General features: G+C 71.9%; 26 protein-coding genes, 2 pseudogenes and 1 CRISPR repeat array. Of the genes and pseudogenes, 16 read left to right on the top strand and 12 right to left on the bottom strand.

Annotated features, from left to right (window positions below; all coding sequences use genetic code 11):
- Nucleotides 1-171: 171 nt before the first annotated feature.
- Together istA and istB are read left to right on the top strand one after the other, a co-directional pair.
- The gene (gene istA / locus Q1K57_RS05385) at nucleotides 172-1,737 is read left to right on the top strand and encodes an IS21 family transposase (protein WP_300079812.1); all 1,566 of its coding nucleotides are present in this window, start codon (nucleotides 172-174) and stop codon (nucleotides 1,735-1,737) included.
- Nucleotides 1,734-2,546: an IS21-like element helper ATPase IstB gene (gene istB / locus Q1K57_RS05380; protein ID WP_300079811.1), complete on the top strand. Its 813-nt coding sequence runs from the start codon at nucleotides 1,734-1,736 to the stop codon at nucleotides 2,544-2,546. Before istA ends, istB begins: the two co-directional genes overlap by 4 nt.
- A 136-nt stretch (nucleotides 2,547-2,682) precedes the next feature.
- A CRISPR array of direct repeats spans nucleotides 2,683-3,687; the repeat unit is 29 nt; unit sequence GACCTCCCCGCCCACGCGGGGATGAGCCC.
- A gap of 156 nt (nucleotides 3,688-3,843) precedes the next feature.
- Here the strand turns inward: istB and Q1K57_RS05375 are convergent.
- Together Q1K57_RS05375 and Q1K57_RS05370 are read right to left on the bottom strand one after the other, a co-directional pair.
- Nucleotides 3,844-4,311: a WYL domain-containing protein gene (locus Q1K57_RS05375; protein ID WP_300079810.1), complete on the bottom strand. Its 468-nt coding sequence runs from the start codon at nucleotides 4,309-4,311 to the stop codon at nucleotides 3,844-3,846.
- A 5-nt stretch (nucleotides 4,312-4,316) separates the two neighbouring features.
- Entirely contained in the window at nucleotides 4,317-4,835 is a 519-nt protein-coding gene (locus tag Q1K57_RS05370) for an HTH domain-containing protein (RefSeq protein ID WP_300079809.1), read from the bottom strand.
- A gap of 104 nt (nucleotides 4,836-4,939) precedes the next feature.
- On the opposite strand from Q1K57_RS05370, the gene Q1K57_RS05365 reads away from it, so the two are divergent.
- The 4 genes and pseudogenes from Q1K57_RS05365 to Q1K57_RS05350 all read left to right on the top strand — a co-directional run bounded on the left by Q1K57_RS05365 (nucleotide 4,940) and on the right by Q1K57_RS05350 (nucleotide 8,468).
- Nucleotides 4,940-5,491, top strand: coding sequence for a DUF664 domain-containing protein (locus Q1K57_RS05365; RefSeq protein WP_300079808.1), 552 nt, complete (start codon nucleotides 4,940-4,942; stop codon nucleotides 5,489-5,491).
- 78 nt (nucleotides 5,492-5,569) lie between these two features.
- Nucleotides 5,570-6,583, top strand: a pseudogene (locus tag Q1K57_RS05360) (DUF222 domain-containing protein); the annotation flags it as partial.
- A gap of 21 nt (nucleotides 6,584-6,604) precedes the next feature.
- Nucleotides 6,605-6,829 carry an HNH endonuclease signature motif containing protein gene (locus Q1K57_RS05355; RefSeq protein WP_300079823.1) on the top strand — a complete coding sequence of 75 codons (225 nt, stop codon included), beginning with the start codon at nucleotides 6,605-6,607 and terminating at the stop codon, nucleotides 6,827-6,829.
- 244 nt (nucleotides 6,830-7,073) lie between these two features.
- Nucleotides 7,074-8,468: a hypothetical protein gene (locus tag Q1K57_RS05350; protein ID WP_300079807.1), complete on the top strand. Its 1,395-nt coding sequence runs from the start codon at nucleotides 7,074-7,076 to the stop codon at nucleotides 8,466-8,468.
- Nucleotides 8,469-8,557: 89 nt separating this feature from the next.
- Here the strand turns inward: Q1K57_RS05350 and Q1K57_RS05345 are convergent, their stop codons facing one another.
- A complete protein-coding gene (locus Q1K57_RS05345; RefSeq protein ID WP_300079806.1) occupies nucleotides 8,558-9,502 on the bottom strand; it encodes a DUF2695 domain-containing protein in 945 nt (314 codons plus the stop codon).
- Nucleotides 9,503-9,595: 93 nt separating this feature from the next.
- On the opposite strand from Q1K57_RS05345, the gene Q1K57_RS05340 reads away from it, so the two are divergent.
- A complete protein-coding gene (locus Q1K57_RS05340; protein WP_300079805.1) occupies nucleotides 9,596-10,432 on the top strand; it encodes a hypothetical protein in 837 nt (278 codons plus the stop codon).
- 38 nt (nucleotides 10,433-10,470) lie between these two features.
- On the opposite strand, the gene Q1K57_RS05335 is transcribed toward Q1K57_RS05340, so the two are convergent.
- Entirely contained in the window at nucleotides 10,471-10,857 is a 387-nt protein-coding gene (locus Q1K57_RS05335) for a DUF1304 domain-containing protein (RefSeq protein ID WP_300079804.1), read from the bottom strand.
- Between the two features lie 77 nt (nucleotides 10,858-10,934).
- Here Q1K57_RS05335 and Q1K57_RS05330 point away from each other — a divergent pair, with 77 nt between their 5' ends.
- From Q1K57_RS05330 to Q1K57_RS05315, 4 genes are all read left to right on the top strand, one after another.
- Entirely contained in the window at nucleotides 10,935-11,507 is a 573-nt protein-coding gene (locus tag Q1K57_RS05330) for a TetR/AcrR family transcriptional regulator (protein WP_300079803.1), read from the top strand.
- A 37-nt stretch (nucleotides 11,508-11,544) separates the two neighbouring features.
- Complete coding sequence (locus Q1K57_RS05325; RefSeq protein ID WP_300079802.1) at nucleotides 11,545-12,477, top strand: aldo/keto reductase; 933 nt, start codon at nucleotides 11,545-11,547, stop codon at nucleotides 12,475-12,477.
- Between the two features lie 105 nt (nucleotides 12,478-12,582).
- On the top strand, nucleotides 12,583-12,720 hold the full coding sequence (locus tag Q1K57_RS05320; RefSeq protein WP_300079801.1) for a hypothetical protein: 138 nt from the start codon (nucleotides 12,583-12,585) through the stop codon (nucleotides 12,718-12,720).
- Between the two features lie 133 nt (nucleotides 12,721-12,853).
- Entirely contained in the window at nucleotides 12,854-14,350 is a 1,497-nt protein-coding gene (locus Q1K57_RS05315) for a PTS transporter subunit EIIC (RefSeq protein WP_300079799.1), read from the top strand.
- Between the two features lie 12 nt (nucleotides 14,351-14,362).
- Here the strand turns inward: Q1K57_RS05315 and Q1K57_RS05310 are convergent, their stop codons facing one another.
- Complete coding sequence (locus Q1K57_RS05310; RefSeq protein ID WP_300079798.1) at nucleotides 14,363-15,226, bottom strand: hypothetical protein; 864 nt, start codon at nucleotides 15,224-15,226, stop codon at nucleotides 14,363-14,365.
- Between the two features lie 110 nt (nucleotides 15,227-15,336).
- Nucleotides 15,337-15,492 (bottom strand): hypothetical protein, encoded by a 156-nt coding sequence (locus Q1K57_RS05305; RefSeq protein WP_300079796.1) that lies wholly within the window; start codon nucleotides 15,490-15,492, stop codon nucleotides 15,337-15,339.
- 258 nt (nucleotides 15,493-15,750) lie between these two features.
- On the opposite strand from Q1K57_RS05305, the gene Q1K57_RS05300 reads away from it, so the two are divergent.
- Nucleotides 15,751-16,737: a CPBP family intramembrane glutamic endopeptidase gene (locus Q1K57_RS05300; RefSeq protein WP_300079794.1), complete on the top strand. Its 987-nt coding sequence runs from the start codon at nucleotides 15,751-15,753 to the stop codon at nucleotides 16,735-16,737.
- Nucleotides 16,738-17,122: 385 nt separating this feature from the next.
- Here Q1K57_RS05300 and Q1K57_RS05295 read toward each other — a convergent pair.
- Nucleotides 17,123-17,836, bottom strand: a pseudogene (locus Q1K57_RS05295) (carbohydrate ABC transporter permease); the annotation flags it as partial.
- Here Q1K57_RS05295 and Q1K57_RS05290 point away from each other — a divergent pair.
- Nucleotides 17,798-17,995 carry a hypothetical protein gene (locus Q1K57_RS05290; RefSeq protein ID WP_300079793.1) on the top strand — a complete coding sequence of 66 codons (198 nt, stop codon included), beginning with the start codon at nucleotides 17,798-17,800 and terminating at the stop codon, nucleotides 17,993-17,995. The pseudogene Q1K57_RS05295 and the gene Q1K57_RS05290 overlap by 39 nt on opposite strands.
- Nucleotides 17,992-19,263, top strand: coding sequence for a galactokinase family protein (locus Q1K57_RS05285; RefSeq protein ID WP_300079791.1), 1,272 nt, complete (start codon nucleotides 17,992-17,994; stop codon nucleotides 19,261-19,263). The genes Q1K57_RS05290 and Q1K57_RS05285 overlap by 4 nt, the downstream gene beginning before the upstream one ends.
- Here the strand turns inward: Q1K57_RS05285 and Q1K57_RS05280 are convergent.
- The 5 genes from Q1K57_RS05280 to Q1K57_RS05260 all read right to left on the bottom strand — a co-directional run bounded on the left by Q1K57_RS05280 (nucleotide 19,250) and on the right by Q1K57_RS05260 (nucleotide 23,150).
- Nucleotides 19,250-20,686, bottom strand: a complete 1,437-nt coding sequence (locus tag Q1K57_RS05280; protein ID WP_300079788.1) for a 6-phospho-beta-glucosidase — start codon at nucleotides 20,684-20,686, stop codon at nucleotides 19,250-19,252. The genes Q1K57_RS05285 and Q1K57_RS05280 overlap by 14 nt on opposite strands.
- A gap of 111 nt (nucleotides 20,687-20,797) precedes the next feature.
- Complete coding sequence (locus tag Q1K57_RS05275; RefSeq protein ID WP_300079785.1) at nucleotides 20,798-21,205, bottom strand: hypothetical protein; 408 nt, start codon at nucleotides 21,203-21,205, stop codon at nucleotides 20,798-20,800.
- Nucleotides 21,202-21,453 (bottom strand): hypothetical protein, encoded by a 252-nt coding sequence (locus Q1K57_RS05270; protein ID WP_300079782.1) that lies wholly within the window; start codon nucleotides 21,451-21,453, stop codon nucleotides 21,202-21,204. The genes Q1K57_RS05275 and Q1K57_RS05270 overlap by 4 nt, the downstream gene beginning before the upstream one ends.
- Nucleotides 21,454-21,519: 66 nt before the next feature.
- On the bottom strand, nucleotides 21,520-22,428 hold the full coding sequence (locus Q1K57_RS05265) for a fructose bisphosphate aldolase (protein ID WP_300079779.1): 909 nt from the start codon (nucleotides 22,426-22,428) through the stop codon (nucleotides 21,520-21,522).
- 89 nt (nucleotides 22,429-22,517) lie between these two features.
- The gene (locus Q1K57_RS05260) at nucleotides 22,518-23,150 is read right to left on the bottom strand and encodes a TetR/AcrR family transcriptional regulator (RefSeq protein WP_300079777.1); all 633 of its coding nucleotides are present in this window, start codon (nucleotides 23,148-23,150) and stop codon (nucleotides 22,518-22,520) included.
- 75 nt (nucleotides 23,151-23,225) lie between these two features.
- Between Q1K57_RS05260 and Q1K57_RS05255 the strand changes: the two genes are divergently transcribed.
- A complete protein-coding gene (locus tag Q1K57_RS05255) occupies nucleotides 23,226-23,462 on the top strand; it encodes a hypothetical protein (RefSeq protein ID WP_300079774.1) in 237 nt (78 codons plus the stop codon).
- 98 nt (nucleotides 23,463-23,560) lie between these two features.
- On the top strand, nucleotides 23,561-25,873 hold the full coding sequence (locus tag Q1K57_RS05250) for a DEAD/DEAH box helicase (RefSeq protein ID WP_300079772.1): 2,313 nt from the start codon (nucleotides 23,561-23,563) through the stop codon (nucleotides 25,871-25,873).
- The last annotated feature ends 121 nt before the right edge of the window (nucleotides 25,874-25,994 follow it).

Genomic DNA, 25,994 nt, shown 5'->3' with positions numbered 1-25,994 from the left:
TAGCGGACATGCCAATCTCCCTGTAGGCGGACGCGTACTTCCCTGCTGACGGACAGTTGATCTCCCTGTCCGTGGCCATGGGACCGGGCCGTGTCGGTCCTGATGAAAGCGGCCCTCCGGGGATGCTCGAGGTCTTCGACCACCAACGAGCGGGTTCCACCGGAGGGACGCATGAAGAAGTCTGACAGGGAGATCATGGAGATTCTTGAGGCGTTCGACGCCACCGAGTGTGCGCACTCGGCCGCGCAGCTGGCCGGTGCGGATCCGAAGACCGTGCGACGGTATGTCGCTGCTCGCGACGCGGGAGCGCCGGTGACCGGTCCGGGGCGGCGGCCCCGGATCATCGATGAGCACATGGACAAGATCGAGGAGTGGGTGGCTCGCTCGGAGGGCAAGGCCCGCGCCGACGTCGTCCACGCCCGCCTGGTGGGGCTGGGTTTCACCGGGACCGAGCGGACCACGCGGCGCGCGGTCGCGGAGGTCAAGGCCGCGTGGTGGGCGGGGAAGCGGCGCACGTACCGGCCGTGGATCACCGAGCCGGGGCTGTGGCTGCAGTTCGACTGGGGCACCGGGCCGCGGGTGCCGGGTCCGGACGGGCGTGCCCGGGGCACGCTGCTGTTCTGCGCGTGGCTGGCCTGGTCGCGGTACCGGGTCGTGATCCCGACCTGGGACCAGACGCTGCCGACGTTGGTGGCGTGCCTGGACGCCACGTTCCGCACCGTGGGTGGAGTCCCGGCCTACGTACTGACCGACAACGCCCGCACGGTCACGATCGACCATGTCGCCGGCGTCCCTGTGCGTCACCCCGACCTGGTGGCCGTGGCCCGGCACTACGGCACGACGGTCCACACGTGCGTCCCGTACGACCCGCAGTCCAAGGGCGGGACCGAGGCGAGCGTCAAGATCGCCAAGGCCGATCTGGTCCCCACGGAGGCCAACCTGGGGGAGGAGTACACCAGCTTCGCCCAGTTGCGGAGCGCGTGCGAGGCGTTCATGGCCAAGGTCAACGGGCGCAAGCACCGCGAGTCCGCGCGCGTCCCCGAGCTGGCCCTGGCCCAGGAACGCTCCCGGTTGCACACCCTGGCTGCCAGTCCGCACACGATGGCCCTGGGGGTGACCCGGGTCGTGGGCACCGACCAGACCGTCCGGTTCGGCTCTGTGCGGTACTCGCTCCCGCCCGGCCTGGTCGGGGCCGAGGTGTGGGTCCGCGTCGTGGGGTCCGAGGTGGTCATCGTCGCTGACACCACGACCCTACCCGCGATGCCGGCCTGGGCCGGCGGCGTCATCGGCCTCATCGAGGCCGCCCGGCACCAGGCCTCCACCCCAGGCACGCCGCAGATCGACCCGGCCCACTATCCCGATCACCCCCAGGAGATGGACGGGACGCCGCGGCCACCACGACCGCGAGCACGGACGCAGGCCGAGGCCGCGTTCCTGGACCTCGGGGACGGCGCGCAGGCCTGGTTGGTCGAGGCCTCCGCCGCCGGGACCGTTCGGATCCGGGCCAAGATGGCCGACGCCGTCCAGCTCGCCGCCCTCGTCGGGACCGAGCACGTCGACGCCGCGCTCGGCGTCGCCGCGACCGCCGGCCGGTTCGCCGAGGCCGACCTGGCCAGCATCCTGGACCACCTGTCCACCGGCACCAGCGGCGCCGACCTCGTTCGCTCCGACGAGAACGCGACCACCCAGCCCGGCACCAACGGCTGGGCCGGCTTCACCACCGGGAGCACCCGATGAGCACCACCAGCACGCGCACGAGGACAACGACCGCGGCCGGACCGGGCTCAGCACCCCCGTTGCCGGCCGACCTTGAGCAGGTACTGCGTCGGATGCGGCTGCCCTACCTGCGCACCGCCGCACCCGAGGTCCTCGCCACCGCGAAGGCACAACGGTGGGACCCGGCCGAGGTCCTACGCGTGCTGCTCGACGAGGAGGTCCGCGGCCGCGACGAGGCCACCAGGGCCATGCGCCGCAAGGCCGCCGGCCTGCCCGCCGGGAAGACGTTCGCCTCCTGGCGCGAGGCCGACTCCTCCATCCCCGCCCCGACCCAATCAGCCCTGGCCGCCCTGGAATGGGTCCACCGCGCCGAGAACCTCGCGATCAGCGGCCCCTCCGGCACGGGCAAGACCCACTTCGTCGAGGCCCTGGCGCACAAGGTCATCGACGAGGGCATGCGGGTGTCCTGGTTCACCCTGGAGTCGCTCACCACCGCGATCGGCCGCGCCGCGGTCGACGGGAGCATCAGCAAGGTCCTGGCCAGGATCACCCGGGCCGAGCTCATCGTCGTCGACGACATCGGGATGCTGCCCTCCGGGCAGGCCGCCGCCGAGGCGTTCTACCGACTCGTCGACGCCACCTACGAGCGCCGCTCCCTGGCGGTCACCAGCAACATCCACCCCTCCGGGTACGACACGATCATGCCCAAGACCCTGGCCACCGCCGCCGTCGACCGCCTCCTGCACCACGCCCACGTCATCATCACCGAGGGCACCTCACTACGCCTGGCCGAGGCCACCACCGGACGCGGGGTGATCCCCTTGACCTGAGACCCCAGGGAGATCAACTGACCGCGGACAGGGAGATGGACTGTCCGCCACCAAGGAGACCCATTGTCCGCCCACAGGGAAGTCCTACTGTCCCTTGACAGCCCTCGACCTTGATAACCCGACGTCGGCGCAGGTGGACCTCCCCGCCCACGCGGGGATGAGCCCTTCCGGGGAGAGGTCAGACGCCAGGGGCCGCGGACCTCCCCGCCCACGCGGGGATGAGCCCAGCAGCCAGCTTGTGAACGACCTGACGGAGAAGACCTCCCCGCCCACGCGGGGATGAGCCCCCCTTCCGGTTCGTCGCCACCGCCACCCCCAGGACCTCCCCGCCCACGCGGGGATGAGCCCGCACCACAACGTCTACCGCGCGCTCACGCCCGGACCTCCCCGCCCACGCGGGGATGAGCCCAGCTCCCGCGCTCGCGCGCGCGCTCGCATCTTGACCTCCCCGCCCACGCGGGGATGAGCCCGTCCGCCGCGCGCTCACGCCCGCGTGGGTGCGGACCTCCCCGCCCACGCGGGGATGAGCCCGCTCGTCTCGGGATTGGCGATGTTGCTGGGCTGACCTCCCCGCCCACGCGGGGATGAGCCCGTCACGATTCCTCGCCTTGGTGGATCTGCTCGGACCTCCCCGCCCACGCGGGGATGAGCCCTCGCGCGGCTCACTCACTGTGGTGCAGATGTCGACCTCCCCGCCCACGCGGGGATGAGCCCTCGTCGACCAGGCCTGCGTGCACGTGCGCGCCGACCTCCCCGCCCACGCGGGGATGAGCCCCCGGCCAAGCGCAAGATGGAGGCCGCGCGGCGGACCTCCCCGCCCACGCGGGGATGAGCCCCCCTCGGAGCCGCACGTCTGGCACCGCTGGGTGACCTCCCCGCCCACGCGGGGATGAGCCCTTGGCCTCCCAGCCGGGTTTCGCCCCGACCATGACCTCCCCGCCCACGCGGGGATGAGCCCGAGGCAGTGGGCGGCGTCGAGGACATCGGTGCGACCTCCCCGCCCACGCGGGGATGAGCCCGCCGACTTCGAGGGGTCGGGCAAGCTGACCTAGACCTCCCCGCCCACGCGGGGATGAGCCCCGCTCCAACGGGCCACTCATCGGTCGGCCCGCGGCCTCCCCGCCCGCGCGGGGATGAGCCCCTTGTTCACCGCATCCCGCAACTCGACACGAAGGCCTACCCGCGCGGCTATGAGCCCGCGCCACCCCGAGAGACCAAGCCACTCGGGGCTCCTTGCCCTCCCACGCGCCAGTGCCGGACACGAGCACGTCCCCTCGACCGCGGCCTCCAACTCACTCTATGGAGCGAGCCCCTCTCGCTCACCCCGCAGATGCTCCCGTGCAGCCTCCCCGAGCCGACGGGCCAGGGCAGCAACCGCAGCGACCACGGCCTCGTCTTCCTCGATGACGAAGTCGAACGGCAGCCAGGCGAGCAAGGCTGCGGCCTCGGCGGGGTCGTCGACGCCGGTGGCGTAGCGGACGCGTCCGTCGCCAAGGTCGGCCAGGTCGCCGTACGCGACGCCCAGGTGACGCCCCACCTCCTCCATCGAACCGCGAACGACCACCTCGACCCGGTGAGCGTGGGCGTCCCACTGCATGGGGGCGTCCAGCCGGGCGAGCCCTTCGGCGAGGTCGGGCCGGGGGCGGAACTCCCAATCCGACTGCTCGACCGACTCCATGCGTTCCAGCCGGAACGAGCGCCAGTCGCGACGGTCGACGTCCCACGCCCACACGTACCAGCGCCCACCCCGCGCCACGACGCGCACCGGCTCTACCAACGCTGCGACGCCTGCCCCGTCGCCGCCGTGTAGCCGAACCGCAGCCACTGCCGGCGGCGCACGGCATCGAGCGCGAGGGTGAGGACGCCGACGTCCGGCCCCGCCTTGAACGGCCGCACGTGCAACGCTTCCCGGACGCCGCGCGCCCGCTCGCGCACCGCAGTTGGCAGGGCGGCGTCGATCTTGGTGAGCGCGCGGGCGGTCGCCTCGGGATCGCCGGCGGTGCCGGACGCCGTCCCCACCGCCAGGGCCACGCTGACCGACACGGCCTCGTCGGCGTCCAGCAAGAGCGGCGGCACGACGGTGCCGTGGCCGAGGGCGTACCCGCCATCGGTGCCGGGCTCGGACTCGACCACGTAGCCCAGCTCGCGCAGCCGGGCGATGTCGCGGCGCAGGGTGCGGGTGCTGACGCCGAGGCGCTGCGCCAAGGTCTCCCCCGGCCAGGCCGCGCGCTGCTGCAGGAGGGCCAGCAGCCGCAACGCGCGGCGGGTCGGATCGGTCGGATCGTTCATGCCGCTTATACTGCCCCAGCCCGCGGACAGGATCTGTCCTCATCTGCCGCCAGACTGGTCTCACCAACCCACGAAGGGGCAGATCATGGCCTTTCTGACCCCCAATGCCAGCGGCGAGCGCGGCTTCCTCAACGTTCGCCCTCCAGCAGATCGACCAGGTTCGGACGACGCTGCACGGCCTCACCCCCCAGCAGGCCCACGCGCGCACCACCGCGAGCGACTTCTCGTTGGCCATGCTGGCGCGGCACGTGCGCAATGTGTGCCTCGCCTGGGGCGGCGCGGTCTCCGCTGCACCCGAGTGCCCGACCAGCGGCGCCGACGTGATCGCCGGCGACGACGATGCTTGGTCGCTGCCCGACACGCTCGCCCCCGACGACCTGCGCGCCGACCTCGACGAGGCCGCCACGGCCCTCGTGGACGCCATCGACGGGGCCGGTCTCGACGCCCTCGTGCCCACCCCCCAGGCGCCGTGGTACCCCGAGGACCTCGTCGGCTGGGAGTCGCGCTGGGTGATCCTCCACGTCATCGCGGAGATCGCCCGCCACGCCGGGCAGGCCGACATCATCCGCGAGTCGCTCGACGGCAAGAAGGCGTACGAGCTCAACGCCCGCAGCGACGGCGAACTGGCCGATGACGAGGAGTTCCCCACCTGGTGAGCCTCTCCCCCCTCCCCCCACCGGCGCACGGGCGGCACCGCATCGGAAATTGTCGGACCCGGATCATTCAGGGGGGTCATGGCAGCACCCCCTCTTGCCACCGCCGACGCGTTGGTCGAGCTCACCCGGAGCCTCGACGCGATCGACCATGCCGCCCGCGCCCAGCTCGGCCATCCCGAGCGCCTCAAGCTGGTGAGCGCCGCCCGCGGGGTGGCGCGGCGGGTCGAGGCGCTGGTGGCGACGCTGGTGTGCGAGGCCGAGGAGGCTGGCTCGGCCATGAAGGCCACCCGGACGCCGCTGCCGTCGTTGCTCGCCGCCACGGCCACCAGCAAGAAGGAGGCGCCCAGCTTGGTGCGCGCCGGCCGCCTCTTGGCCGGCCGGCCGTCGGTTCTCGACGCCGCCCTGGCCGGGCGCGTGTCGCTCGCCCAGGCCCGCTCCATCGGCCAGGTGCTCGACGGGCTGCCCGCCAGCCTCACCGACGCCCAACGCGCCGCCGCCGAGACGGCCCTCGTGGCCCGCGCCGTCGGGCGCACCGCCGAGCAGCTCACCACGGTGGCCGCGGACGTGCTCGCCGAGGTCGCCCCGGCTGCCGTCTCGTCCGAAGCCTGACGCCTCGAGGCGCAGGCCCGGCGCGCACGCCAGCGGCGTTCGGTGAGCTGGTGGACCGAGGACGGTTCCACGCACCTGCACGCCTGCCTGCCCCACGCGGACGCCGCCGGTCTCGTCAAGCTCATCGAGGCCCACTTGGAGGAGGACCGCCGCGCCACCCGGCACCGGCGCGACGTCCGCACGCCCGAGCAGCGCCGCGCCAACGCGTTCGTCGCCCTCGTCGCCGCCCACCACGACCGGCAGGCCAGCCCCACCATCGGCGGCGACCGGCCGCGCATCGTCGTCCACCTCGATCACGACCGTCTCCGCCAACGGGCCGAGGGCGCGGGCGTCCTCGAAACCGGCGAGCCGCTGGCGGCCGGCGACCTGCGCCGCCTGTGCCGCGACGCCGACATTCTCCCCGCCGTCCTCGGCACCGACTCCGACGTGCTCGACCTCGGCCACACGGCCCGCCTGGCCACGCCGGCCGTCCGCACCGCCCTCGACCTACGCGACGGCGGCTGCATCTTCCCCCACTGCGACCTGCCGCCCAGCCGCTGCCAAGCCCACCACATCCTCCCCTGGTGGGCGGGCGGCGCCACCGACCGCACCAACCTGGCCCTTCTCTGCCCCACACACCACGCCCTCGTCGAACCACGCGGCACCGACGGGATGCCGACGCGGGACCAATGGCACGTCGTGATCGATCCCCACACCCACAAGCCCGCCTGCATCCCCCCGCGGGAATAGCCTCGGTCAGGGTCAGGCTGGCCACTGGGCGGCATTCAGGATGCTGCAGCGCCACGCACGGGAGGCCGCCACCCACAAGTCGGCTCCATCCGACATGGACGACCCAGCCGGCACGCCATCGCGCCGGCGACTCGACCTGAGAGGCGCGCCATTGGCCCTCGGATCGCCGGGGCGCGCTCTCCCCCGGCGAGCTCGCCGTGGAACCACGTGCCGGCAAGGCAGGCGGGAATGCGACGATGTCGGTGTGAACGATCACGAACTCCTCCTCAGGCATGCGGAACGATGGGCGTCAGAGAAGAAGCGGCCGCTGGACACCGACCTGCTGGTCACCGCCCTCGACCTGCGCGCCACACACGACGGGCTCGCAGCGAACAACTGGCGGGCAGGTAGCGTCCGCCACCTGATGTTGACGCGGTGGCCGGCGCACGGGCCGGCCGGTGTCCCGGATGTCGCCTCTCTTGTCGACAGCCTCGACACGTTCTGGCGGTTCCTGCGGTCGACGGGCCGCATGGCGGGGGCGTCCGCCGAGCCGAAAGCCCTCCTCACCGAGGCGAAGGCCGCCGCGAAACGCATGCCCGAGGCCTGCGCCGACCCGAGCCGTCACGGCACCGCCAAGTCCCTCCTCGCGTTCGGGCGCGACCTCGGCATCACCCTCGACGACGCCGACACCCACGAAGAGATGAACGCCCGCCTCCACCAGATCGTGCAGGCGTGGAACGACCAACCCGACGACCTTCGCAGGGCGACCATGGACGCCGGCGGTGCCGGCAGCCGCATGAGCGGAGCGCTCACGGCCGGCTGGGGGACGATGGCCGAAACGGGGCAGCTGCCCGACTCCTGGGAGCTACCCGGCACGCCCCGCCTCGACGAGGACGACGAGCGCCTCTTCCCCTCGGATCCTGCCCAGTCTGCGCAAGCGGTCCGCACCAGCCTCCTCACCCGCCAGGTCCTGGCCCTCGCCCGCTGGGCCGACGGGCGCCAACTCACCCAGACCGGCGTCCTGCGGCCGGCGATCGCCCGGGAGGCCTACGACGCCCTCAAGCTGTGGGACACGTGGGACGCGGCCCAGTTCGCCGCCAGCCGCCTGCGTACTCCTTACCCCGACACGGTCACCGAGGAGACCGAACGGGACTATGCGCGCAACGGCTGGCGCTCGGCCGGCGACAGCAGATCCCTCGACCGGCTCTGGCAGGCAGCCCTCCAGGGCGATGTCCTCGACGCCACCGGGTCCCGCGCCCGCCACCTGCCCGACACTCCCACCGACAACGACGACTGGATCGCCTTCGGCCTCGCCACGGTCCTCGCCGCAGCCGCGCGCGTTCGGGGCGCCATCGACCAGCGGCTGCTGTTCCTGACGCTCCTCACGCTCGCCGAACCCTACGGCGGCGGCCCCGCCACCGTCGACGAGCTGCGCGACGTGTGGTGGCGCAACGACGAGCACGGGGACGAACCGGGCCCTTGGCCGGGCTACCGCGACTACGTTTCGGGCCAGGTCGACTCCCTCCTCGCCCTGCTCGGCGACTGCGGTCTCTGGCGTGTGCGCGGACGCCGCGTGTCGCTGACGGCGTTCGGCTGGGACTTCACCCTGGCGCTTCTTCACCTGTACGAGGTCGGTGACGCGGAGGGCTTGGGCGGCTAGTGTCCCACGCCAGCGAACACGGCGCCCGAACACTTCGTCTTGGCGTGGTTGGCCGGCCTCGCGGGGGCTCCGTCGGCGTCCGTCACCGGCTACCCGCGCTTGAGCCGTCGGTGGCCCCACTTCGCGCACGGTTGCGTCGACCCCTTCCGGACGCCGCAGCACCCCAGCTCGACCGGCTCGGGATCGCCGGCTGCGACCGCGGCGACGTAGGCGGCCTCCTCGAACACCGCGAAGGGCCCCCAGAGGCCGTACGCCTCCACGAGCTGGCAGTCGCACGCAGCCCCCATGCTTGCCAGCCGGCGCTCCAACCCCGTCGCCCGCGGGGCGGTGCAGTCCCGGAACCGCTGGGCGATCCGCAGCGTTCGATCGCAGCCCAACACGTGGATCAGCCGCGCCTCGTAACAGAGCAGGCACTCCCCCGGCTCGGGCACCATCTCCGCCAGGGCGGTCTCCGCGAGCACGGCGGCGGCCGCCCGCACGCCCGGATCGACCAGCAGCGCCCGCCGTTCCGCCAACTCCGGGAACCGCACCAGCTCGTCCTCGGGCGCGGCGGCGTCCCCTACGAGCACGGGGAGCGCGCCCGAGCCGCCGTGCAGGCCCACCCAGCCGTCGGGCGTCACCGCGTAGACGTCGCCCGACAGCGCCCCGGTCAGATCGTTGCTGTACCGCCAGCCCCAGAAGAACTGGGCCTCGACGTCGCCGATCTCCGGCGCACCCTCGCGGCACACGACCGTCACCAGCTCACGATCGGGCAGGCGCCCCAGCGGGAGCTCGCCACCCGGCCCGACGAGGTCGACGGCCAGCGCGCGCAGGATCGGGCTCATGAGCATGAACAGTTCGCCGGGCACGTCGCAGGCGTCGTCGGGCAGCGGCTCGGGGGTCTCGAGGCGGCGCACGCTGAGCACGGCGCCGGTGTCCAGGTCGAGCATCCCGACCAGGGTGATGCCGGGGCAGGCACGCCCGCGGCGGAGGATCTCGGACAGGATGGGAACGCAGTCGTCGCGTTCGGCCAGGGTGGGTAGCACTGTTGTCATGCGCGACAGCTTGGCCCAAGCCCACCGCCCTACGTCGAGGGTTGTCCACACCTGTGGATAACTCGCCGCGACTTCAGCGCTACCGTGGAAGTCATGAACGACGACCGGGGGCAGGCCGCGGACGCGTTACGCAACGCGACGGCCCCCACAGCCGACGACGGCTATCGAGCCTCCGACGTCGAACGGCTCTTCGCCGACCTCGCCCGCGCCACCGAGCAGCGCCGCCCGCTCGCGCCGATCATCCGGGCCGCCACCCTGACGCCCGAGCACGGCGGGCCGGCACGGCAGAATGTGGACGCCGTCCTCACCGCCCTGACCAAACTCGACCACAGCGACCCCGCGGCTCCACTCGCGATCGGCTTGGTGGCCCGACACCTGTCCCAGGCCCACCTCGTCGGCCTCGACGTGTCCCTGGGCGATGACGTGCCCCTCGAGCCGGACGGACTTGACGGGCCCGACCCTGGGATGAACCCGCTGCAGCGCGAGATCGTCGGCCTCATCGCCGGCCGGATGGCCTCCTGGCTGGAGCGCCCGTCCTTCCCCCGGCCCGGGCCCAACGAGATCGGCTACGACGCCGAGGGCGTCGAGAAGGTGCGGCGCGAGCTGACGGCCTTCCTGCGCACGGGCGACCTCGACGGGCCCGAGCCCGAGCTTCGGTCCTACCTCGTCGATGCGGCCCGGCCCGGGCAGGGCTACGACAAGGACGCAGTCGAGGAGGCTCTGGCCAACTTCGGGGGCGGGTACGGAAGCCGGGTGAAGCGCGCCCGCGTGTCCGCGCGCATGGACACCCCACCGCCGGCTCTGCCAGCACGACCGCCCGAACCGCCGGGCGTCCTCACCGGGCGGGACGCCCGGATCGCCGATGTGGTGGGCCTCGTGGTGCTCATCGCCTTCCTGGCCTGGTGCGTCTGGGGGCTCTTCCTGCGCTGAGGTGATCAGCGGACCCCACCGCCCCGGGGCAACCGACCTCAGACGAGCAGCCCCGCGGCGAGCAGCAGCACCGCGAGCAGCGGCAGCGTGCCCTGCTTGAGGGCGGCACCCCGCTTGTCAGGCGCGGACAAGAACAGCACCAGCGCCGCCGCCAGCATCGAGCCGACCCCGGCGAAGACGAGCGCCACGCCGGCAGCGGGGGAACCGGTGGCGTGGAGCACCACCCCGACCACGGTGACGATGGCGAGGAACAGGTTGTAGAACCCCTGGTTGAAGGCCATCTCCTTCGTCGCGGCCGCACCCTCGGCGCTCGTGCCGAACACGGCCCGCGCCCGCGGGGTGGTCCAGGCGAGGGACTCCAGATAGAAGATGAACCCGTGCAGCAGCGCGGCGAGGACGGCGAGCACCAGGGCGACGACGATCACGACAGGACCTTTCACCGTTTTTTGCAACGACCGTTCCACTATATACTGGAACGACCGGTCCAGGAAGGGAGGTTGCCATGGGTCGCACCGCCACCTTCGCCACCGCCGACGCCGCCCGCGCGGCCCGCGACGCGTTCTGGCGCCGCGGGTACGCCGACACCTCCATCGCCGACCTCGAGGCCGCGACCGGCCTCTCCCGATCGAGCCTCTACCACGCGTTCACCAGCAAGGACGGCCTCTTCGCCGCCGCGATCACGAGCTACCTCGACGAGGTCATCCGCCCCCGCCTCGCGCCGCTGCTCGCCGATCAGGTGGACGCCGCCACCCTGAACGCCTACCTCACGGGCCTCCGCGCGGCCCTCGCCGACCCGCGCTCCCCCGCCCGCCAAGGCTGCCTCCTCATCTCCGCCGCCACAGCCCCGGCGGCCGAGGACGAGCGCGTCCGGCAGGCGATCCTCGGTTACCGGGCCGAGCTGCGCCGGGCCGTCGGCCGCGGCGTCCGGGCTGCGCGCCCCGACCTCACGCAGACCGAGGCCGACCGCCTCGCCGACACCGTGACCGGACTCGTCGTCGCCGCGCTCGCGCTCGCCCGCGTGGACGCCGCCGCGGCCGCCGAAACCCTGGAGAACGCCCTGATCGCCGCCGGGTGAGACGTGCAAGGATGAAGGGACTCGACGAGGAGGACCCGTGAAGACCTTCACCCTGACCCACACCGACATCGTGGCCCCCAACGTGACCGTGGGCTGCATGCGCATCAAGGACCTCTCCGACGCGGAGATCCGCACGCTCGTCACCACAGCGCGCGAGGCCGGCATCGACTTCTTCGACCACGCCGACATCTACGGCGGGGCGATGCACGTGTGCGAGGCCCGGTTCGGCGACGCGCTGGCACTGTCGGCGTCCGAGCGGGCCGAGATCGCCCTGCAGACCAAGTGCGGCATCGTGCCGGCCGGCCCCTACTACGACTTCTCCTACGAGCACATCATCCAGCAGGTCGAGGGGTCGCTGACGGCGCTGCGCACCGACTACATCGACATCCTGCTGCTGCACCGCCCCGACTCCCTCGCCGAGCCCGACGAGGTCGCGCGGGCGTTCGACGAGCTGGCGGTGGCCGGCAAGGTGCGCGCGTTCGGCGTCTCGAACCACACGCCGGGGCAGATCGAGCTGCTCAAGAGGTCGGTCACGCAGCCGCTGGTGGTGAACCAGCTGCAGTTGTCGATCACGCATGCGCCGCTGATCGCCCAGGGCCTCGCAGCCAACATGGGCGACCTCGCCCAGTCGACCAGCCGCGACAACGACATCCTCGACTACTGCCGCCTGCACGACATCACCATCCAGGCATGGTCGCCGCTCCAGGCCCGCCACTTCACGGGCGTGTTCCTCGACAACCCCGACTATGCCGAGCTCAACGCCGTCATCGACCGGCTGGCCGCGCGGTATGCGGTGCCGCCGCTCGCCATCGCCACCGCCTGGATCACCCGCCACCCGGCGACCATGCAGGTGGTCCTGGGCACGACGAATCCCGAACGCGTGCAGGCCGCCGCTCAGGGCTCCGACCTGCCGCTTACGCGACCCGAATGGTACGAGCTCTTCCGCGCCGCCGGGCACACCGTGCCCTGACGCGGAACGGGACTCCAGCCGGAGGTCGTCGTCGTCGATCACGTCCTCGCCGGGCCGACGCAGACGGCGTCCGCGGAACTCCACCACGGCCAGGACGACGCGGTCGTGCCCTTCGACCACCTCGCCCGGAACGCCGCGTCGCTGCCCTCGGCCCGCGTGCACGCCCACGCAGGAGGCGGCCACCGGTTCGACGGACTCGCCGTCTCCGTCGCCCGCACCCTGAGCGACGCCGCGGGGCGGTGAACCGGCGGGCGGCGACATCGGCCGCTGCCGCGAGACAGGCCGAATCCGCCCGGCGGCTGGCCGACCGTCCACCCCGGAGGCACCATGGGGACGAGGGACGCAGGGACGCGCCCACGCAGGGAAAGGATCGGCCATGGCCTCCTTCGGTGACGTGCTCAATAACCGGGTCATCCCCCCGATCATCGCGTTCGTCAACACGCGCCCGATCACGGCGCTCAAGAACGGCATGATGTACGTGATGCCGCTCACGATCGTGGGCGCGCTGTTCCTGCTGCTCGCCAACTTCCACGTCCCCGCGTTCACCGACTGGGTGCACGCCGTCGGCCTCTATCCGGTGTTCATGGAGGTCTACTACGCCACCTTCAACCTCGTGGGCCTGGTGGCCTGCGCGGGCGTGACGTACTCGTGGGTGCGCGCCGCCGGCCACGAGGCATTCGCTGCCGCCATCTGGGGCGTCTGCATGATGGTGCTGCTCATGCCGCTCGAGGTGCGCGTCGAGGGACTGGACGCCCCCGTCGGCGGCGTCATCCCGCTCACGTGGACCGGCTCGCGCGGCATGGTGGCCGGCATCGTCATCGGCTTCTTCGTGTCCCTGATCTACTGCTGGTTCGTCGAACGCAACATCACGATCAAGATGCCGGACGGCGTCCCCCCGAACGTCGCCAACGCCTTCACCGCCCTCTTCCCCGGCTTCTTCGTCATGAGCGTCGGCGCACTCGTGTACGGCGTCTTCCGGCGCTTCGGCACGACCCTCATGGACGCCATCTACGACGCCATCCAGACCCCCATGCAGGGCATGACCGACTCGCTCGGCGGCGTCATGGTGATGGCCTTCCTGATCCCGTTCCTGTGGTTCTTCGGCGTCCATGGCAGCTCGATCGTGAGCGGAGTCGTCACCCCCATGCTCACCGCGAATGCGGTGGACAACCAGCGCATCGTCGACTCCGGGCTCGAACTCACCATCGAGAACGGCGGCCACATCGTCACCCAACAGTTCAAGGACAACTTCATCAACATGACGGGCGCCGGCATCACCATCGGCATCGTCGTCTACATGCTGCTGTGGGCCAAGTCGACCCAGTTCAAGACGCTCGGACGCCTCGGCGGCGGCCCGGCGCTGTTCAACATCAACGAGCCGATCACCTTCGGCACCCCGGTCGTCATGAACCCGCTCCTGGCGGTGCCGTTCTTCCTGACCCCGATGGTCAACGCCGTCATCTTGTACCTGCTCATGAGCCTCGGCATCCTGCCGCTCTTCACGGCCGTCGTCGCGCCGTGGACGACTCCCCCGATCATCTCGGGGCTCATCGTGGGCGGGTGGCCGCACGCGATCTACCAGGCGTTCGCGATCGTGTTGTCGACGGCCATCTACTTCCCCTTCATCCGCAAGGCCGACCAACTCGCCCACGCCGACGAACTGGCCAGCCACGCCGAGCACGTCGAGGAAGCGGCAGCCGCCCGCCGCAACGCCGAGGAGATGGAGGAACTGGAGGCGCGCAAGGCGCGCATGCTGGCCGAGATCCGGGACCTGGAGCGCGAAGAGGCGCGACTCGGCACCCAGATGGGTCGTCGCCGAGTCGCGCCGATCGCAGAGCCCGAGGGGCCGCACGGCCCCGGGCGGCCCGCCTGAGCGGGCGGAGCGTCACCGCTTCCGCAGCCAGCTGAAGCTGGCAGCCGAGCCGGCGAGCGCCACGCCGGCGAGGGCGAGCGGCCAGAGCAGGACGTCCTCCTCGGCGCCCGTCTTGGCCGGAACGCCGCGGCCGGTGGGTTGGCTCGTCGGCTGGGCGGCTGGAGCCGTGGGGCGCGAGGCCGGACGCGGCGTGGAGGGCCGGGGGAGCGTGGCGGTGGGCGTGGGCGCGGTCGTCGCGGTGGGCCGGGCCGGGGGCACGGTCGCGGCGGTGGGCGTCGGTTCCGGCGCGGCGAGGGCGGGCCGGTCTGCCGGAGGGACGGCGTCCCTCAACGCCGTGCACTCGGCGACCGAGGGCTGGCCGCTCCCCGCGAGCAGGAACCACACGGGACCGTTGGCGCCGTCGGCGACGTAGGAGCGGACCGGGTCCTCACCGACGTTGTGCTCGACCTTGACGCGGTCAACAAGGGGGAGGGCGGCGTCGCGGAGGCTGAAGGCGCAGTACCAGGCGTAGGCCACGTCGTCGGCGGGCGGCGCGCTGGGCTCGGGCGCCGGTGTGGCGACGCCAGGACGCGCCGACTTGGGGACGGCGTCGCGCAGGTCCAGACAGGTAGCCGCGGACGGTTCGGAGTGGCCGGCCAGCAGGTACCAGACCGGGCCCTGGTCACCGTCGGCGACGTAGGAGGCGGGGGCGTCCTCGCCCACGTTGTGTTCGACGTCGACGACGGCGACGAGCGGGTAGGACGCATCGGTGAGGCTGAAGCCGCAGTACCAGGCGACATCGACGTCGTCGGCGGGTGCGGCGGTGGCGAAGGCGGCCGGCAGCACGGTGAGTGCGGCAGCGGCGACCGTGGCGAGGGCGGTGCGGATGGTGAACATGTCTTCCTCCGAGCAGGAGTCGTTGGACACCCGCTCTACGCACGCGCCGGCGCGCGGAGTTGACGCCGTGCCTGAAAGGCGGCGAAGAAGCGGCTGAGCGTCTCTTCGCCTCACCAGTCGCCGGCGGTATCGGCCCGCCCGTCGCCCAGAACCACCCGGACGCCCACCCCGGGGAGGGTGCCGACGAGGGCGCGCGCCTCCTCCCAATCGAGCACCCCGAGGACGGTCGCCAGCGCGTCGGCGGTCGCAGCATCCGGGGCGCGCACGGTCGTGGCCGGACGACCCTCGACGCGGCGTCCGCCTCGGCCTCCGTGGCGGCACCCTGTCCAATCCGCGGCGCCTCGACCAATCCGCGGCGCCTTGTCCAATCACGGCACCCTGTCCCATCCACCCGGACGCCGCCGTCTCGACCAAGGTCGACGCAGGGGCTGGACCGGCGGCGTCCGAAAGGGTGGCCGCTCGTCGCGGCGTCCCGAGACCCTCGCCCGCTGCGGCGACCCACCGCGCCGGCCGAGGCTTTCTGCATGAGCATCTCACTCCCGACCCAGACATCCCCTGCCTCCCTCCCCCAGACGCAGCCCGTCCCGGCCACCGCGCCCCCGACCCCGCGCGCCTACCGCCTCGCGTTCCGCGAGGACCCCCTCTACACGTGGGCCGTGCCCATCGGCGCGATGGTGCTCACCGCGGTGTCGTACGTGGCGATGGTGGTCGCCCTTGCGATCCCCACCGGCCTCTACCTCGCCTACTCGACCGGCCTCGGGCAGTGGCTCGAGAACGGCGTGGTCATCGACACGGGCTCCTCGGCCGAGCTCGGCCTCGACATGAGCAACCCGGTCATCGCAGCGGTGGCGCTCGCATCGCTGGCCCTGTTCATCCCGGCCTGCGCCATCGGGGCCCGGTTCGGCGGCCAGGTGTCGTTCGGCCGGCTGTCGTCGGTGACCGGACGCCTCCGGTGGAACCTGCTCGGCCGCGACGCCGCCATCGCCCTCGCGCTCGTCGCGCTGGGGACGAGCGTCAGCCTCGCGGTGTCCGCACTCTCGGGGACGCCGGTGCAGTTCACGTGGACGGCGACCTCAGCCGCCCTCCTCGGCGTCGCGTTGCTGTTGGTGCCGTTCCAGGCGGCGGCCGAGGAGTACCTGTTCCGCGGCCTGCCGCAGCTCGTCCTGGGCTCGTGGTTGAAGAGCGCTTGGTGGGGCATCGTGCTGCCGATCCCGCTGTTCGTGCTGGGTCACGGCTATGGGACGCTCGGCCTCGTCCAGGTGGGTCTGTTCGCCCTCGCCGCCGGCATCCTCGTCTGGCGGACTGGTGGTCTCGAGGCGGCCATCGCCCTGCACATGGTGAACAACCTGAGCGGGTTCGTGTTGGCGTCCGTCGGCATCGCCGACCTGACCGCCACCGAGTACAGCCTGGGCGACACCGCCATCCAGGCGGTCGTCATCGCCGCCTACACGGGCATCGTGCTCTGGCTGACCGCCCGCAAGGGCCGCGCCGCGGCGTCCGTGGCTGCCTGATCACGCCCGAGCGACGGCCCGGCGTCCACAACCCTTGGGGACAGGGGTGTGGACGCAGGGCCGTTTCCGGTGGAGAAGCTGTGGACTGACCTGTGGGTGACAAACTACTCCGGAGTAGTTCCTGACTAGGGGTTGCGTTCCGGTGCGCGAAGGCATAGAAAAGACCTACGCCGCCCTTCGGGGCAGCTGGCAACGGTAGGAAAGAGGATCCGTTGGTGGGGCGACCCACCAGGCCGACGGGGTGACGTGTCGGCTGGATCCCGGTACCGACCGATGCCGATCGGGATCGTCATCCAATCCCCGATCAACCAGAGGGGCCCCTGAATCTCATACATTCAGGGGCCCCTCGCCCGTGTTCACCTCCCCCGCCGAGCCCCCAAGGGAATCACTTCACGGCACCACTCGCGAGGCCCGCCTGCCAGTACGGCTGCAGGCCGAGGAACAGCGCGATGAGGGGCAGAACGCCGAGCAGCGCCCCTTGCAACACCGCACCGTACTGGGGGTTGAAGTAGCTCATCATCCCGTAGAGACCGACGGTCACCGGCTTCAGATCGTTCGACGTGAGCATCATCAGCGGCAGCAGGAAGTTGTTCCAGGTGGCCACGAAGATGAACAGGAAGATCGTCACCATCGCCGGCGCCAGCAGGCGCAACACCACGGAGAAGAAGGTCCGCAGTTCGGACGCCCCGTCGAGCCGCGCTGCCTCCAGGAGTTCGTCGGGCACCAAGGCCTCCACGTAGATCCGGCCCAGGAACACACCGAACGGGCTCACGCACGAGGGGATGATGACCGCCCACGGGGTGTTCACCAGGCCCAGCGAGATGAACATGATGTAGAGCGGCACGGTGAGGAGCGCGATGGGGAACAGCAACCCGGCCAGGATCGCCACCTGCACGGCCGCGCCGCCCGGCGTCCTGAACTTCGCGAGCGCATACCCTGCCGCCACCGACACCAGCGTCCCGAGCGCCCCGGCAGCCAGCGAGAAAAGGATCGAGCTGCCTACCCAACGCCAGAATCGCCCCTGCGTCCACGCCATCAGCGCGGCGTAGTTGTCGGCGACGTGGTTGCCGGCGAACCACAGCCCCGAGGTGGTGTAGAGGGCGGCGAGTACGAGATCACCGACGCGGTGCAGTTGCTCGTCGACGAGGGCGTCCCCGTCGCGGTCGTGCGCTCCGCCGAGGGCGTGTGGGACCTGAGTTCCCGCACCGACGTCCGCACGGTCGCCGAGGCCCTGGCCGGTGAGGAGGTCGCGTTGTGACCGGCAGCGAGGTAGCCGCCTGGCGGGTTCCCGGACGCATCGAGGTGCTCGGCAAGCACACCGACTACGCGGGCGGACACGTGCTCGTGTGCGCCGTGGAGCAAGGGGTGACCGCGGTGGCCCGGCGGCGTCCGGGATCGCGGTTGGTGGCCCACAGTGCGGAGTTCGCCGACCCCGTGGAGGTCACCGAGTCCGGTCCCGACGCTCTGGCGGCCGGACACTGGGGGCGTTACGTGGCCACGGCGTGGCGCCGGCTCGCGGCCAACTTCGGGGCCCTGCCGGGCGCCGAACTGGCGATCTCGACCACGCTGCCCCTCGCCTCGGGCATAAGCAGTTCCTCGGCCCTGCTGAGCGGGGCGGCGCTGGCCCTGGCCGACCTCGCGGGCCTGCGGGAGACGCCGACGTGGCGCGATCACGTGGGCGACGATCCGCTGGACTGGGCGATGTACCTCGCCAGCATCGAGAACGGCGGCGACTTCGGCCCGCTGCTCGGCAACGGGGGCGTCGGCACGCGTGGCGGCTCGGAGGACCACACCGCTAGGTTCTGCTCGTGCCCCGGCCAGCTCGGCTGGTTCGGATCCGATCCTCTCGCCCGCCACGGACACGTCGCCGTTCCGCACGGCTGGGTGTTCGTGGTGGCGGTCAGCGGTGTTTCCGCGCAGAAGACCGGTCCCGCCCAGGCGGACTACAACCGCGCCTCGTCGGCGACCCGCGAGATCCTGCACCGCTGGGACGTCCGCACGGGCTGCGACGACGCGAGCCTCGCGGCGGCGGTGCGCAGCGACGACCGTGCCCTCGACGTCCTCGGCTCGCTGCTCACCGAGCCGGCGTTGTTCGCCCGCCTGGAGCAGTTCGTGACCGAATCGGAAGTGCTCGTGCCCGCGGCCGTCGACGCCCTGCGCAGGGGCGATGTCGAGGAGTTCGGCGAGGCCGTCGCCCACTCCCAGCGGCTGGCCGAGCAGTCCCTCGGCAACCAGGTTCCCGAGACCGTCGCCCTCGCCGCGGATGCCCGGGCGCTGGGCGCACCGGCGGCGTCCTCGTTCGGGGCCGGCTTCGGCGGCAGCGTGTGGGCGCTCGTGCGCACAGCCGACGCCGACGCCTTCGCCGCGGACTGGCTCGGCCGCTACCGGGCCGCCTTCGACCGGCCCGCGGCCAGCACCCTGGTCACCGCCGCCGCGGGTCCGGCGGAGCGGCTGGACGGCGCCGACCATCCGGCCGAGGCGACGGACGCCCCCGCGGAACTCGCGAGCCCCGTCAGCGGGTGCTGAACGTCGCCCCGTTGGTGCGGATGATCTCGGCGTAGTGGTGGAACGACTTCTTCCTGCTCCTCTCGAGCGTGCCGTTGCCCTCGTCGTCGCGGTCCACGTAGATGAAGCCGTAGCGCTTGCTCATCTGGCCGGTGCCGGCGCTGATGAGGTCGATCGGACCCCACCACGTGTAGCCCATGAGGTCGACGCCGTCGATCTCGACACCCTTGACCATCTCGGCGAGGTGGGCGTCGAGGTAGGCGATGCGGTAGTCGTCGTTGACGGAGCCGTCGGGCTCGACGACGTCCACCGCACCGAGGCCGTTCTCGACGATGAAGACGGGCACCTGGTAGCGGTCGTAGAGCTCGTTCATGGCGATGCGCAGGCCGACCGGGTCGATCTGCCAGCCCCACTCGGTGACCTCGAGGTAGGGGTTGCGACCCGCCATGAACATGTTGCCCTCGGTCTTCTCGACGTCGTCACGTGAACTCTCGACCGAGCTGAAGTAGTAGCTGAACGCGATGTGGTCGACGACGCCTGCCTTCAGGATCTCCTCGTCGCCCGGTTCGATGGGCAGCACGGCGCCCGGCAGTTCGTTGAGCAGGGACAGGCACGTGTTGGTGTAGGTGCCGCGCACGTGCACGTCGCCGAAGAAGTAGACGCGACGCATGGCGTCCCTGGTCGCGAGGACGTCCTCGGGACGGCAGGTGGCCGGGTACATCTCCGGGTAGAGCAGCATGCAGCCGATCTTGTTTTCGGGATCGACCTCGCGCCCAACGATGACGGCCTTCGCGCTGGCGAGCAGCTCGTGGTGGATCGCCCGGGCGAGCGAGGCGTTGCGGTCCTCGTCCTCGGCGTAGAGCAGGCCCGCGGTGCGCCACGGGTCGGGGCGCCAGATGGTGTTGATCTCGTTGAAGGTCATCCAATACCGGACCTTGCCCCGGTAGCGCTCGAAGCACACGCGGGCGTAGCGCTCGAAGAAGTCCACGAGCCGGCGGTCGCGCCAGCTGCCGTATTCGTGGACGAGGTGCAGTGGCGTCTCGTAGTGGCTGAGGGTGACGACCGGCTCGATGCCGTGCGCGTTGAGCTCATCGAAGACGCGGTCGTAGAACGCCAAGCCCTCCTCGTTGGGCTCGGTCTCGTCCCCGTTGGGGAAGATGCGCGGCCAGCTGATCGACAGGCGCAGGCATCTGAACCCCATCTCGGCGAACAGGGCGATGTCCTCGGCGTAGCGGTGGTAGAAGTCGATGCCCTCGTGGTTCGGGTAGTACTCGCCCTCCACCGGGCCGTCTGGGGTGATGCGCCGTTCGACCTTGTGAGCGCCCGCGGTGAGCACGTCGTGGACGCTGACGCCCTTGCCGCCCTCCTGCCAGCCGCCTTCCCACTGGTTCGCGGCCGTCGCGCCGCCCCACAGGAAATCGTCACGGAGCTTGAACTGGGTCATGGTCGTTCCTCCCCACCGCTGCACTGCGGCGCTCGCACGTGGTTCCAGTATGGCGGCCGGACACCTCGGGGCGCTGGCCGTTCGCTGAATCGTCAAAACTCGTGGATCGGCTCACGGCGCGGCGACCGAGGCGGCGTCGATGAGATCCGGACGCCGGAACTCGACCCAGTCGCCAATGCGGCCCCGGAGCCAGTCCGGCTCGAAGTCCGCGAAGTAGACCGCGACCGGCTGGTAGCCGGGGTGAGCGGGAAAGATGCGGGCGGTCAGGGCGAGCTCCTGCAGCACCCGGGCGGGGGCGTTCGGCTTGAGCAGAACGCGTCCCGAGCCGCACACGCCCCACTGGGCGGGGGCGTCCGCGGCCTTGAGCACGCTCATGACGACCCAGCCGATCCCGCCGCCCCGGGTCGCCCGCTGGCTCTCAGGCGTGGGCAGCTTCGCCAGGCGCTCGAGGGATTCCCACCGGACGGCGCGCACGCTGCCCGCGTCGTCGAGGCGCAGACCCTCGGGCTCGAGGGTCAAGGTCTCGCCAGCATGGGCGGAGCGATCCATCCCGTGCAGCAGCAGCCCGAGGGCGAACGTGAGGCGAGGGCCACGACGGGCCCGAGCACCCAGTTGACCGGCTCGATCCGAATCAGTGTCAAGCTGGCCAGGAGGGCGGCGATCAGGCAGAACAGCACGAGCGCGAGACGCCGCAGGCGCAGCGACCGGCCGAGCGTTACGCGCCGGGTGAGGGTGACGGGCGCGGGGACCGGGGTGGGGACCTGCACGGCGTGGCCTTTCGGTTCAGACCACACCGAGGCTACCGGGGACCGCACGCCCGGAACCCGAACGCGTCAGGCGATGGACGCCGCGTAGATCGCGTCGATCGACGCGCCCAGGGTGGCGTCGAACTCCTCCTCGGACTGCTGCGCGGACAGCCCCTCGAGCAGGGCCCGGCTGAAGCTCGCGACCACGCCGTGGTTGCGCGCGAGCAGGGCGTTGGCCTCCTCGCGGCTGTAACCGCCCGACAGCGCCACAACCCGCAGGACGGCCGGATGGCCGACGAGGTCGGCGTAGAGGTTGTCCTGGCTCGGCAGGGTCAGTTTGAGCATCACCTGGCGGCCGTCGGGCAACCCAGCGAGGTACTCGTCCAACTGGGACTTGAGCAGCGTCTCGGCCTCAGCCTTGTCGGGGGCCTTCACGTCCACCTCGGGTTCGACGATCGGCACGAGGCCGGCGTCGAGGATGCGGTTGGCGTAGAAGAACTGCTGGGCCACCACCGCGGCCACGCCGTGGGCGTCCGCGTGCTTGATGACCGACCGCATCTTCGTGCCGAACATGCCGTGGGCGTTGGCGGCGTCGAGGAGGGCGTCGAGCTTCGTCATCTCTTTCATGAGCTGGACGCCGTCGGCCTCGTCGGCGAGCCCCTCGTCCACCTTCAGGATCGGCACGACCCGCTTGACGTTCCACAGGTAGTCGCCCGTGGGACGCCCCTCGATCTCGGCGTTCATGGTGCGCTCGAACAGGATCGCGGCGAGGATCTTCTCGCCGGTGAAGGCCGGGCTCGTGATCACCCGGGTGCGCATCCGGTGGACGAGGTCGAACATCTCCTCCTCGCTCGACCAGGCGTCCGCGGCCACGCCGTAGCGCTCGAGGGCCTTCGGGGTGCTGCCGCCGCTCTGGTCGAGGGCTGCGATGAAGCCGGGCGCCGAGGCCATCTTCTCGCGCTGCGCGGACGTCCGGTCGGTCTGGTTCTCTGTCATGGGAGACCTCCATTTCGGTACTCCCAGCCTACGTCGCCGGGCGCGCCGGCGAGAGCCCCCGGCTTCAGCGCTCAGAGCCCCCCGCGTGCTCAGAGGAGTTGGTCGCAGAGGGTCCGGGTGAGCCAGTCGGCGTAGGCGTCGGGCGTCCAGCCTCGCTCGCCCACGAGGCTGCGGAACAGTTCGGGCGACATGAGAGCGTGGACGACGTCGGCCGCCCGCTCAGCCGCGAGGCCGGACCGGAGGACGTGCCCGCTGACCAGAGCGTCCACGAGGAGAGCCTGGCCGCGGCCGCGTTGCGCGTTGAGCGTCTCCAGGAGGGACCGAGCCTCGCCATCGGCGTCCGCGGCCTGGGTGAGGACGCGGTAGAGGGCGGCGATCCGGCCGTTGATGGCGGCCGTGACGCCCACGAATCCGGTGATGACGTCCTCGCCCCGGGTGGCCGCGACGGCGGCCCGGACGGCCGGGCGGGCCGCGACGGGCGTGCTCGCCTCGTCGCCGGCGATCGCGACGTCGAGGACGGCCTTGAGGATGCCGACCTTGCCGCCGAATAGACGGTAGACGGTGGCCGGCGCGACAGCGGCATCGGCACTGATCTCGGCGATCGAGGTGGCCGTGTACCCGTGCGCGAGGAACCGCGCCCTCGCGGCCGCGATGACGGCCGAACGCGCGCGCCTGGTCCGCGGTTGCTCCCGAAGGCGGGAGGCGGGGGCGGACTCGTTCACAAGCCGACCCTAGGGATTGCATATTGAGAGTGCTACTCTCATTTGCCCGTGTCGGACCAACCCCGAGGAGGGACCATGAAGATCATGACGTGCAGCCAGCTCGGCGGCCCGTGCGAGCTGGCGCACCACGGCCAGACGGCCGACGACGTCATCCAGGCCCAGGACAAGCACCTCAAGGACGCCGTCGCCGCGGGCGATGCCGACCACCAGGACGCCGCGGACGCCATGAAGGCGCGGTGGCGCAACCCGGTCAAGGGGTTGGGCTGGTACAACGCCACGAAGAAGGCGTTCGCCGCACTGCCGGAGGACTGACCGCCCTGCGGGAGGACTGACCGCCCTGCGGGAGGTTGACCGCCCGGCCGGCCGTCTGCTCGCAGGGAAGTGTCGGAGGGTCGTGACAGGGTTGGGTCATGACGCAGCCGGAGTTCCGGGCCGAGGAGCCGCCGCCGGAGTTCGACGAACTCCCGCCCGACGACCTGGGGGACGGCGAACCGTGGGACGGCGAACCGTGGGACGGTGCGGCGACGGGGCCGGCGCAAGCGGTCCAGCGGACGGCCGAGGGGCTGCGTGAGGAGGCGGTGGCGATCCTGCGCGACCTCACCGGGCGCGCGGACGCAGACTTCCACTCCGGGCAGTACGAGGCGATCGTGGCCCTCGTCGCCGACCACCGGCGGGCGCTCGTGGTGCAGCGCACGGGCTGGGGGAAGTCGGCCGTGTACTTCATCGCCGCGCTGCTGCAGCGGCGGGCGGGCGCCGGACCTGCGCTCATCGTGTCGCCCCTGCTGGCGCTCATGCGCGACCAGGTGGCCGCAGCCGAGCGCGCCGGCGTGCGGGCGGCCGCGATCAACTCGGCGAACGTCACCGAATGGCGGGCCGTGGAGGCCGAACTCGACGCCGACGCCGTGGACGTGCTCTTCGTCTCACCCGAGCGCCTCGTCAACCCGCGGTTCCGAGCCGAGCAGTTGCCGCGGCTCGTGCGCACCTGTGGCCTGCTGGTGGTCGACGAGGCGCACTGCATCAGCGACTGGGGCCACGACTTCCGTCCCGACTACCGCCGCATCCGCGACCTGATCGCCGAACTGCCGGACGGCGTCCCCGTGCTCGCCACCACGGCGACGGCGAACGCGCGCGTGGTGGCCGACGTCGAGGAGCAGATGGCCGCGGGCGGGCACGCGGTGTTCACGCTGCGCGGGCCGCTGGCGCGCGACTCGCTGCGCCTCGGCGTCCTCGATGTGGGGACGCCGGCGCGGCGGCTGGCCTGGCTGGCGCAGCACCTCGGCGACCTCCCCGGCTCCGGCATCGTGTACAGCCTGACGGTCGCGGGGGCCGAGGACGCGGCGTCCCTGCTGGCGAAGGCGGGGCACCGCGTGCTGCCCTACACGGGCCGCACGGATGCCGCCGAGCGGGAGGCCGCGGAGAAGGCGCTGAAGCGCAACGAGGTGAAGGCTCTGGTCGCCACGTCGGCGCTCGGCATGGGGTTCGACAAGCCCGACCTGGGGTTCGTCGTGCACCTCGGAGCGCCGAGTTCGCCCGTCGCCTACTACCAGCAGGTCGGCCGCGCCGGGCGGGCGACCGAGAGCGCCGACGTGCTGTTGCTGCCGGGGGTGGAGGACCGGGAGATCTGGCACTACTTCGCCACGAACGCCATGCCGACCCAGGCCCGCGCCGACGCCGTGTTGAGCGCACTCGCGGAGGCCGGGCACCCGCTGTCCGTGCCGGCGCTGGAGGCGCGCGTCGACATCAGGCGTGGGCCGCTGGAGTTGCTGTTGAAGGTCCTCGCCGTCGACGGGGCGGCGGAGAACGTCCCCGGCGGTTGGGTCGCCACCGGCCGACCGTGGACCTACGACGCCGACCGCTACGCCCGCATCGCGGCCGCGCGGGTGGCCGAGGCCGACGCGATGCTGGCCTACGAGCGGTTGGGCACGACCCCGACCGGCTCGGCCGGCGCAGGCGAACCTGGCGGGCTGGCCGCCTGCCGCATGCAGTTCCTCACCGAGGCGCTCGACGATCCGCATGCCGCCCCGTGCGGGCGCTGTGACGTGTGCGCCGGCGTCTGGTACCCGACCGACATCGCGGTGCCGCGGCTCGACGAGGCGGCCGAGGCGCTCGACCGGGTCGGCGTCCCGGTGTCGCCCCGTGTGCTGTGGCCGAACGGGCTGGACACGCTCGGGGTGGAGGCGCAGGGCAAGATCCCGGCCGACGAGCAGGTGGCCGAGGGGCGCGTCGTGGCGCGCCTGACCGACCTCGGCTGGGGCGGACGCCTCCGCGAGCTGTTCGCGACCGACGCCGACGGGCGTCCGGTGGATGCCGCGGTGCCGCCCGATCTGGCGCGGGCGGTCGTCCGGGTGCTGGCTGCGTGGGACTGGGCGGAGCGTCCGGCGGCCGTGGTGTGGGTGCCGAGCCTGCGGCGTCCGACTCTGGTGGAGTCGTTGGCCGAGGGTGTCGCGCGGGTGGGCCGGCTGGAACTGTTGGGGCCGCTCGGGCTCGCGCCGGGCGCCGAGCCGCTGTGCGGGGCAACCAACTCGGCCTACCGCGTCCGGGACGTGTGGGGGCGGTTCGTCGTCGGACCCGAGTTGGCGGCGCGGATGGCCACCCTGGATGGGCCGGTGCTGCTCGTCGACGACCTGATCGACTCCCGCTGGACCATCACCGTCGCCGGACGCCAGCTGCGCCGGGCCGGCGCGGCGTCCGTCCTCCCGCTGGCGTTGGCGTCCGTGGCCTGAACCTCGCACGACGAACTCCCGATCCGTCGGATCGGGAGTTCGTTCGCACGCCCCCGTGCGACAGTTGGGGGCCACCCCCGTGTTGCGGTTCGGGCTCACGAAGAGGGCGCTGTGGCGCTCC

Source organism: Propioniciclava sp. (assembly GCF_029977985.1).
GTDB lineage: Bacteria > Actinomycetota > Actinomycetes > Propionibacteriales > Propionibacteriaceae > Propioniciclava.
The sequence above is the reverse complement of the archived record's forward strand: the minus strand, read 5'-3'. Positions and strand labels throughout refer to the sequence as shown.

What these genes read in the sequence shown, in the direction of transcription:
- Q1K57_RS05255 (WP_300079774.1), top strand. Translation starts at nt 23,226, where the DNA reads ATGAAGATCATGACGTGCAGCCAGCTCGGCGGCCCGTGCGAGCTGGCG.
- Q1K57_RS05300 (WP_300079794.1), top strand. Translation starts at nt 15,751, where the DNA reads ATGAGCATCTCACTCCCGACCCAGACATCCCCTGCCTCCCTCCCCCAG.
- istA (WP_300079812.1), top strand. Translation starts at nt 172, where the DNA reads ATGAAGAAGTCTGACAGGGAGATCATGGAGATTCTTGAGGCGTTCGAC.
- Q1K57_RS05315 (WP_300079799.1), top strand. Translation starts at nt 12,854, where the DNA reads ATGGCCTCCTTCGGTGACGTGCTCAATAACCGGGTCATCCCCCCGATC.
- Q1K57_RS05310 (WP_300079798.1), bottom strand. Translation starts at nt 15,226, where the DNA reads ATGTTCACCATCCGCACCGCCCTCGCCACGGTCGCCGCTGCCGCACTC.
- istB (WP_300079811.1), top strand. Translation starts at nt 1,734, where the DNA reads ATGAGCACCACCAGCACGCGCACGAGGACAACGACCGCGGCCGGACCG.
- Q1K57_RS05370 (WP_300079809.1), bottom strand. Translation starts at nt 4,835, where the DNA reads ATGAACGATCCGACCGATCCGACCCGCCGCGCGTTGCGGCTGCTGGCC.
- Q1K57_RS05365 (WP_300079808.1), top strand. Translation starts at nt 4,940, where the DNA reads ATGCCAGCGGCGAGCGCGGCTTCCTCAACGTTCGCCCTCCAGCAGATC.
- Q1K57_RS05330 (WP_300079803.1), top strand. Translation starts at nt 10,935, where the DNA reads ATGGGTCGCACCGCCACCTTCGCCACCGCCGACGCCGCCCGCGCGGCC.
- Q1K57_RS05250 (WP_300079772.1), top strand. Translation starts at nt 23,561, where the DNA reads ATGACGCAGCCGGAGTTCCGGGCCGAGGAGCCGCCGCCGGAGTTCGAC.
- Q1K57_RS05265 (WP_300079779.1), bottom strand. Translation starts at nt 22,428, where the DNA reads ATGACAGAGAACCAGACCGACCGGACGTCCGCGCAGCGCGAGAAGATG.
- Q1K57_RS05340 (WP_300079805.1), top strand. Translation starts at nt 9,596, where the DNA reads ATGAACGACGACCGGGGGCAGGCCGCGGACGCGTTACGCAACGCGACG.
- Q1K57_RS05345 (WP_300079806.1), bottom strand. Translation starts at nt 9,502, where the DNA reads ATGACAACAGTGCTACCCACCCTGGCCGAACGCGACGACTGCGTTCCC.
- Q1K57_RS05280 (WP_300079788.1), bottom strand. Translation starts at nt 20,686, where the DNA reads ATGACCCAGTTCAAGCTCCGTGACGATTTCCTGTGGGGCGGCGCGACG.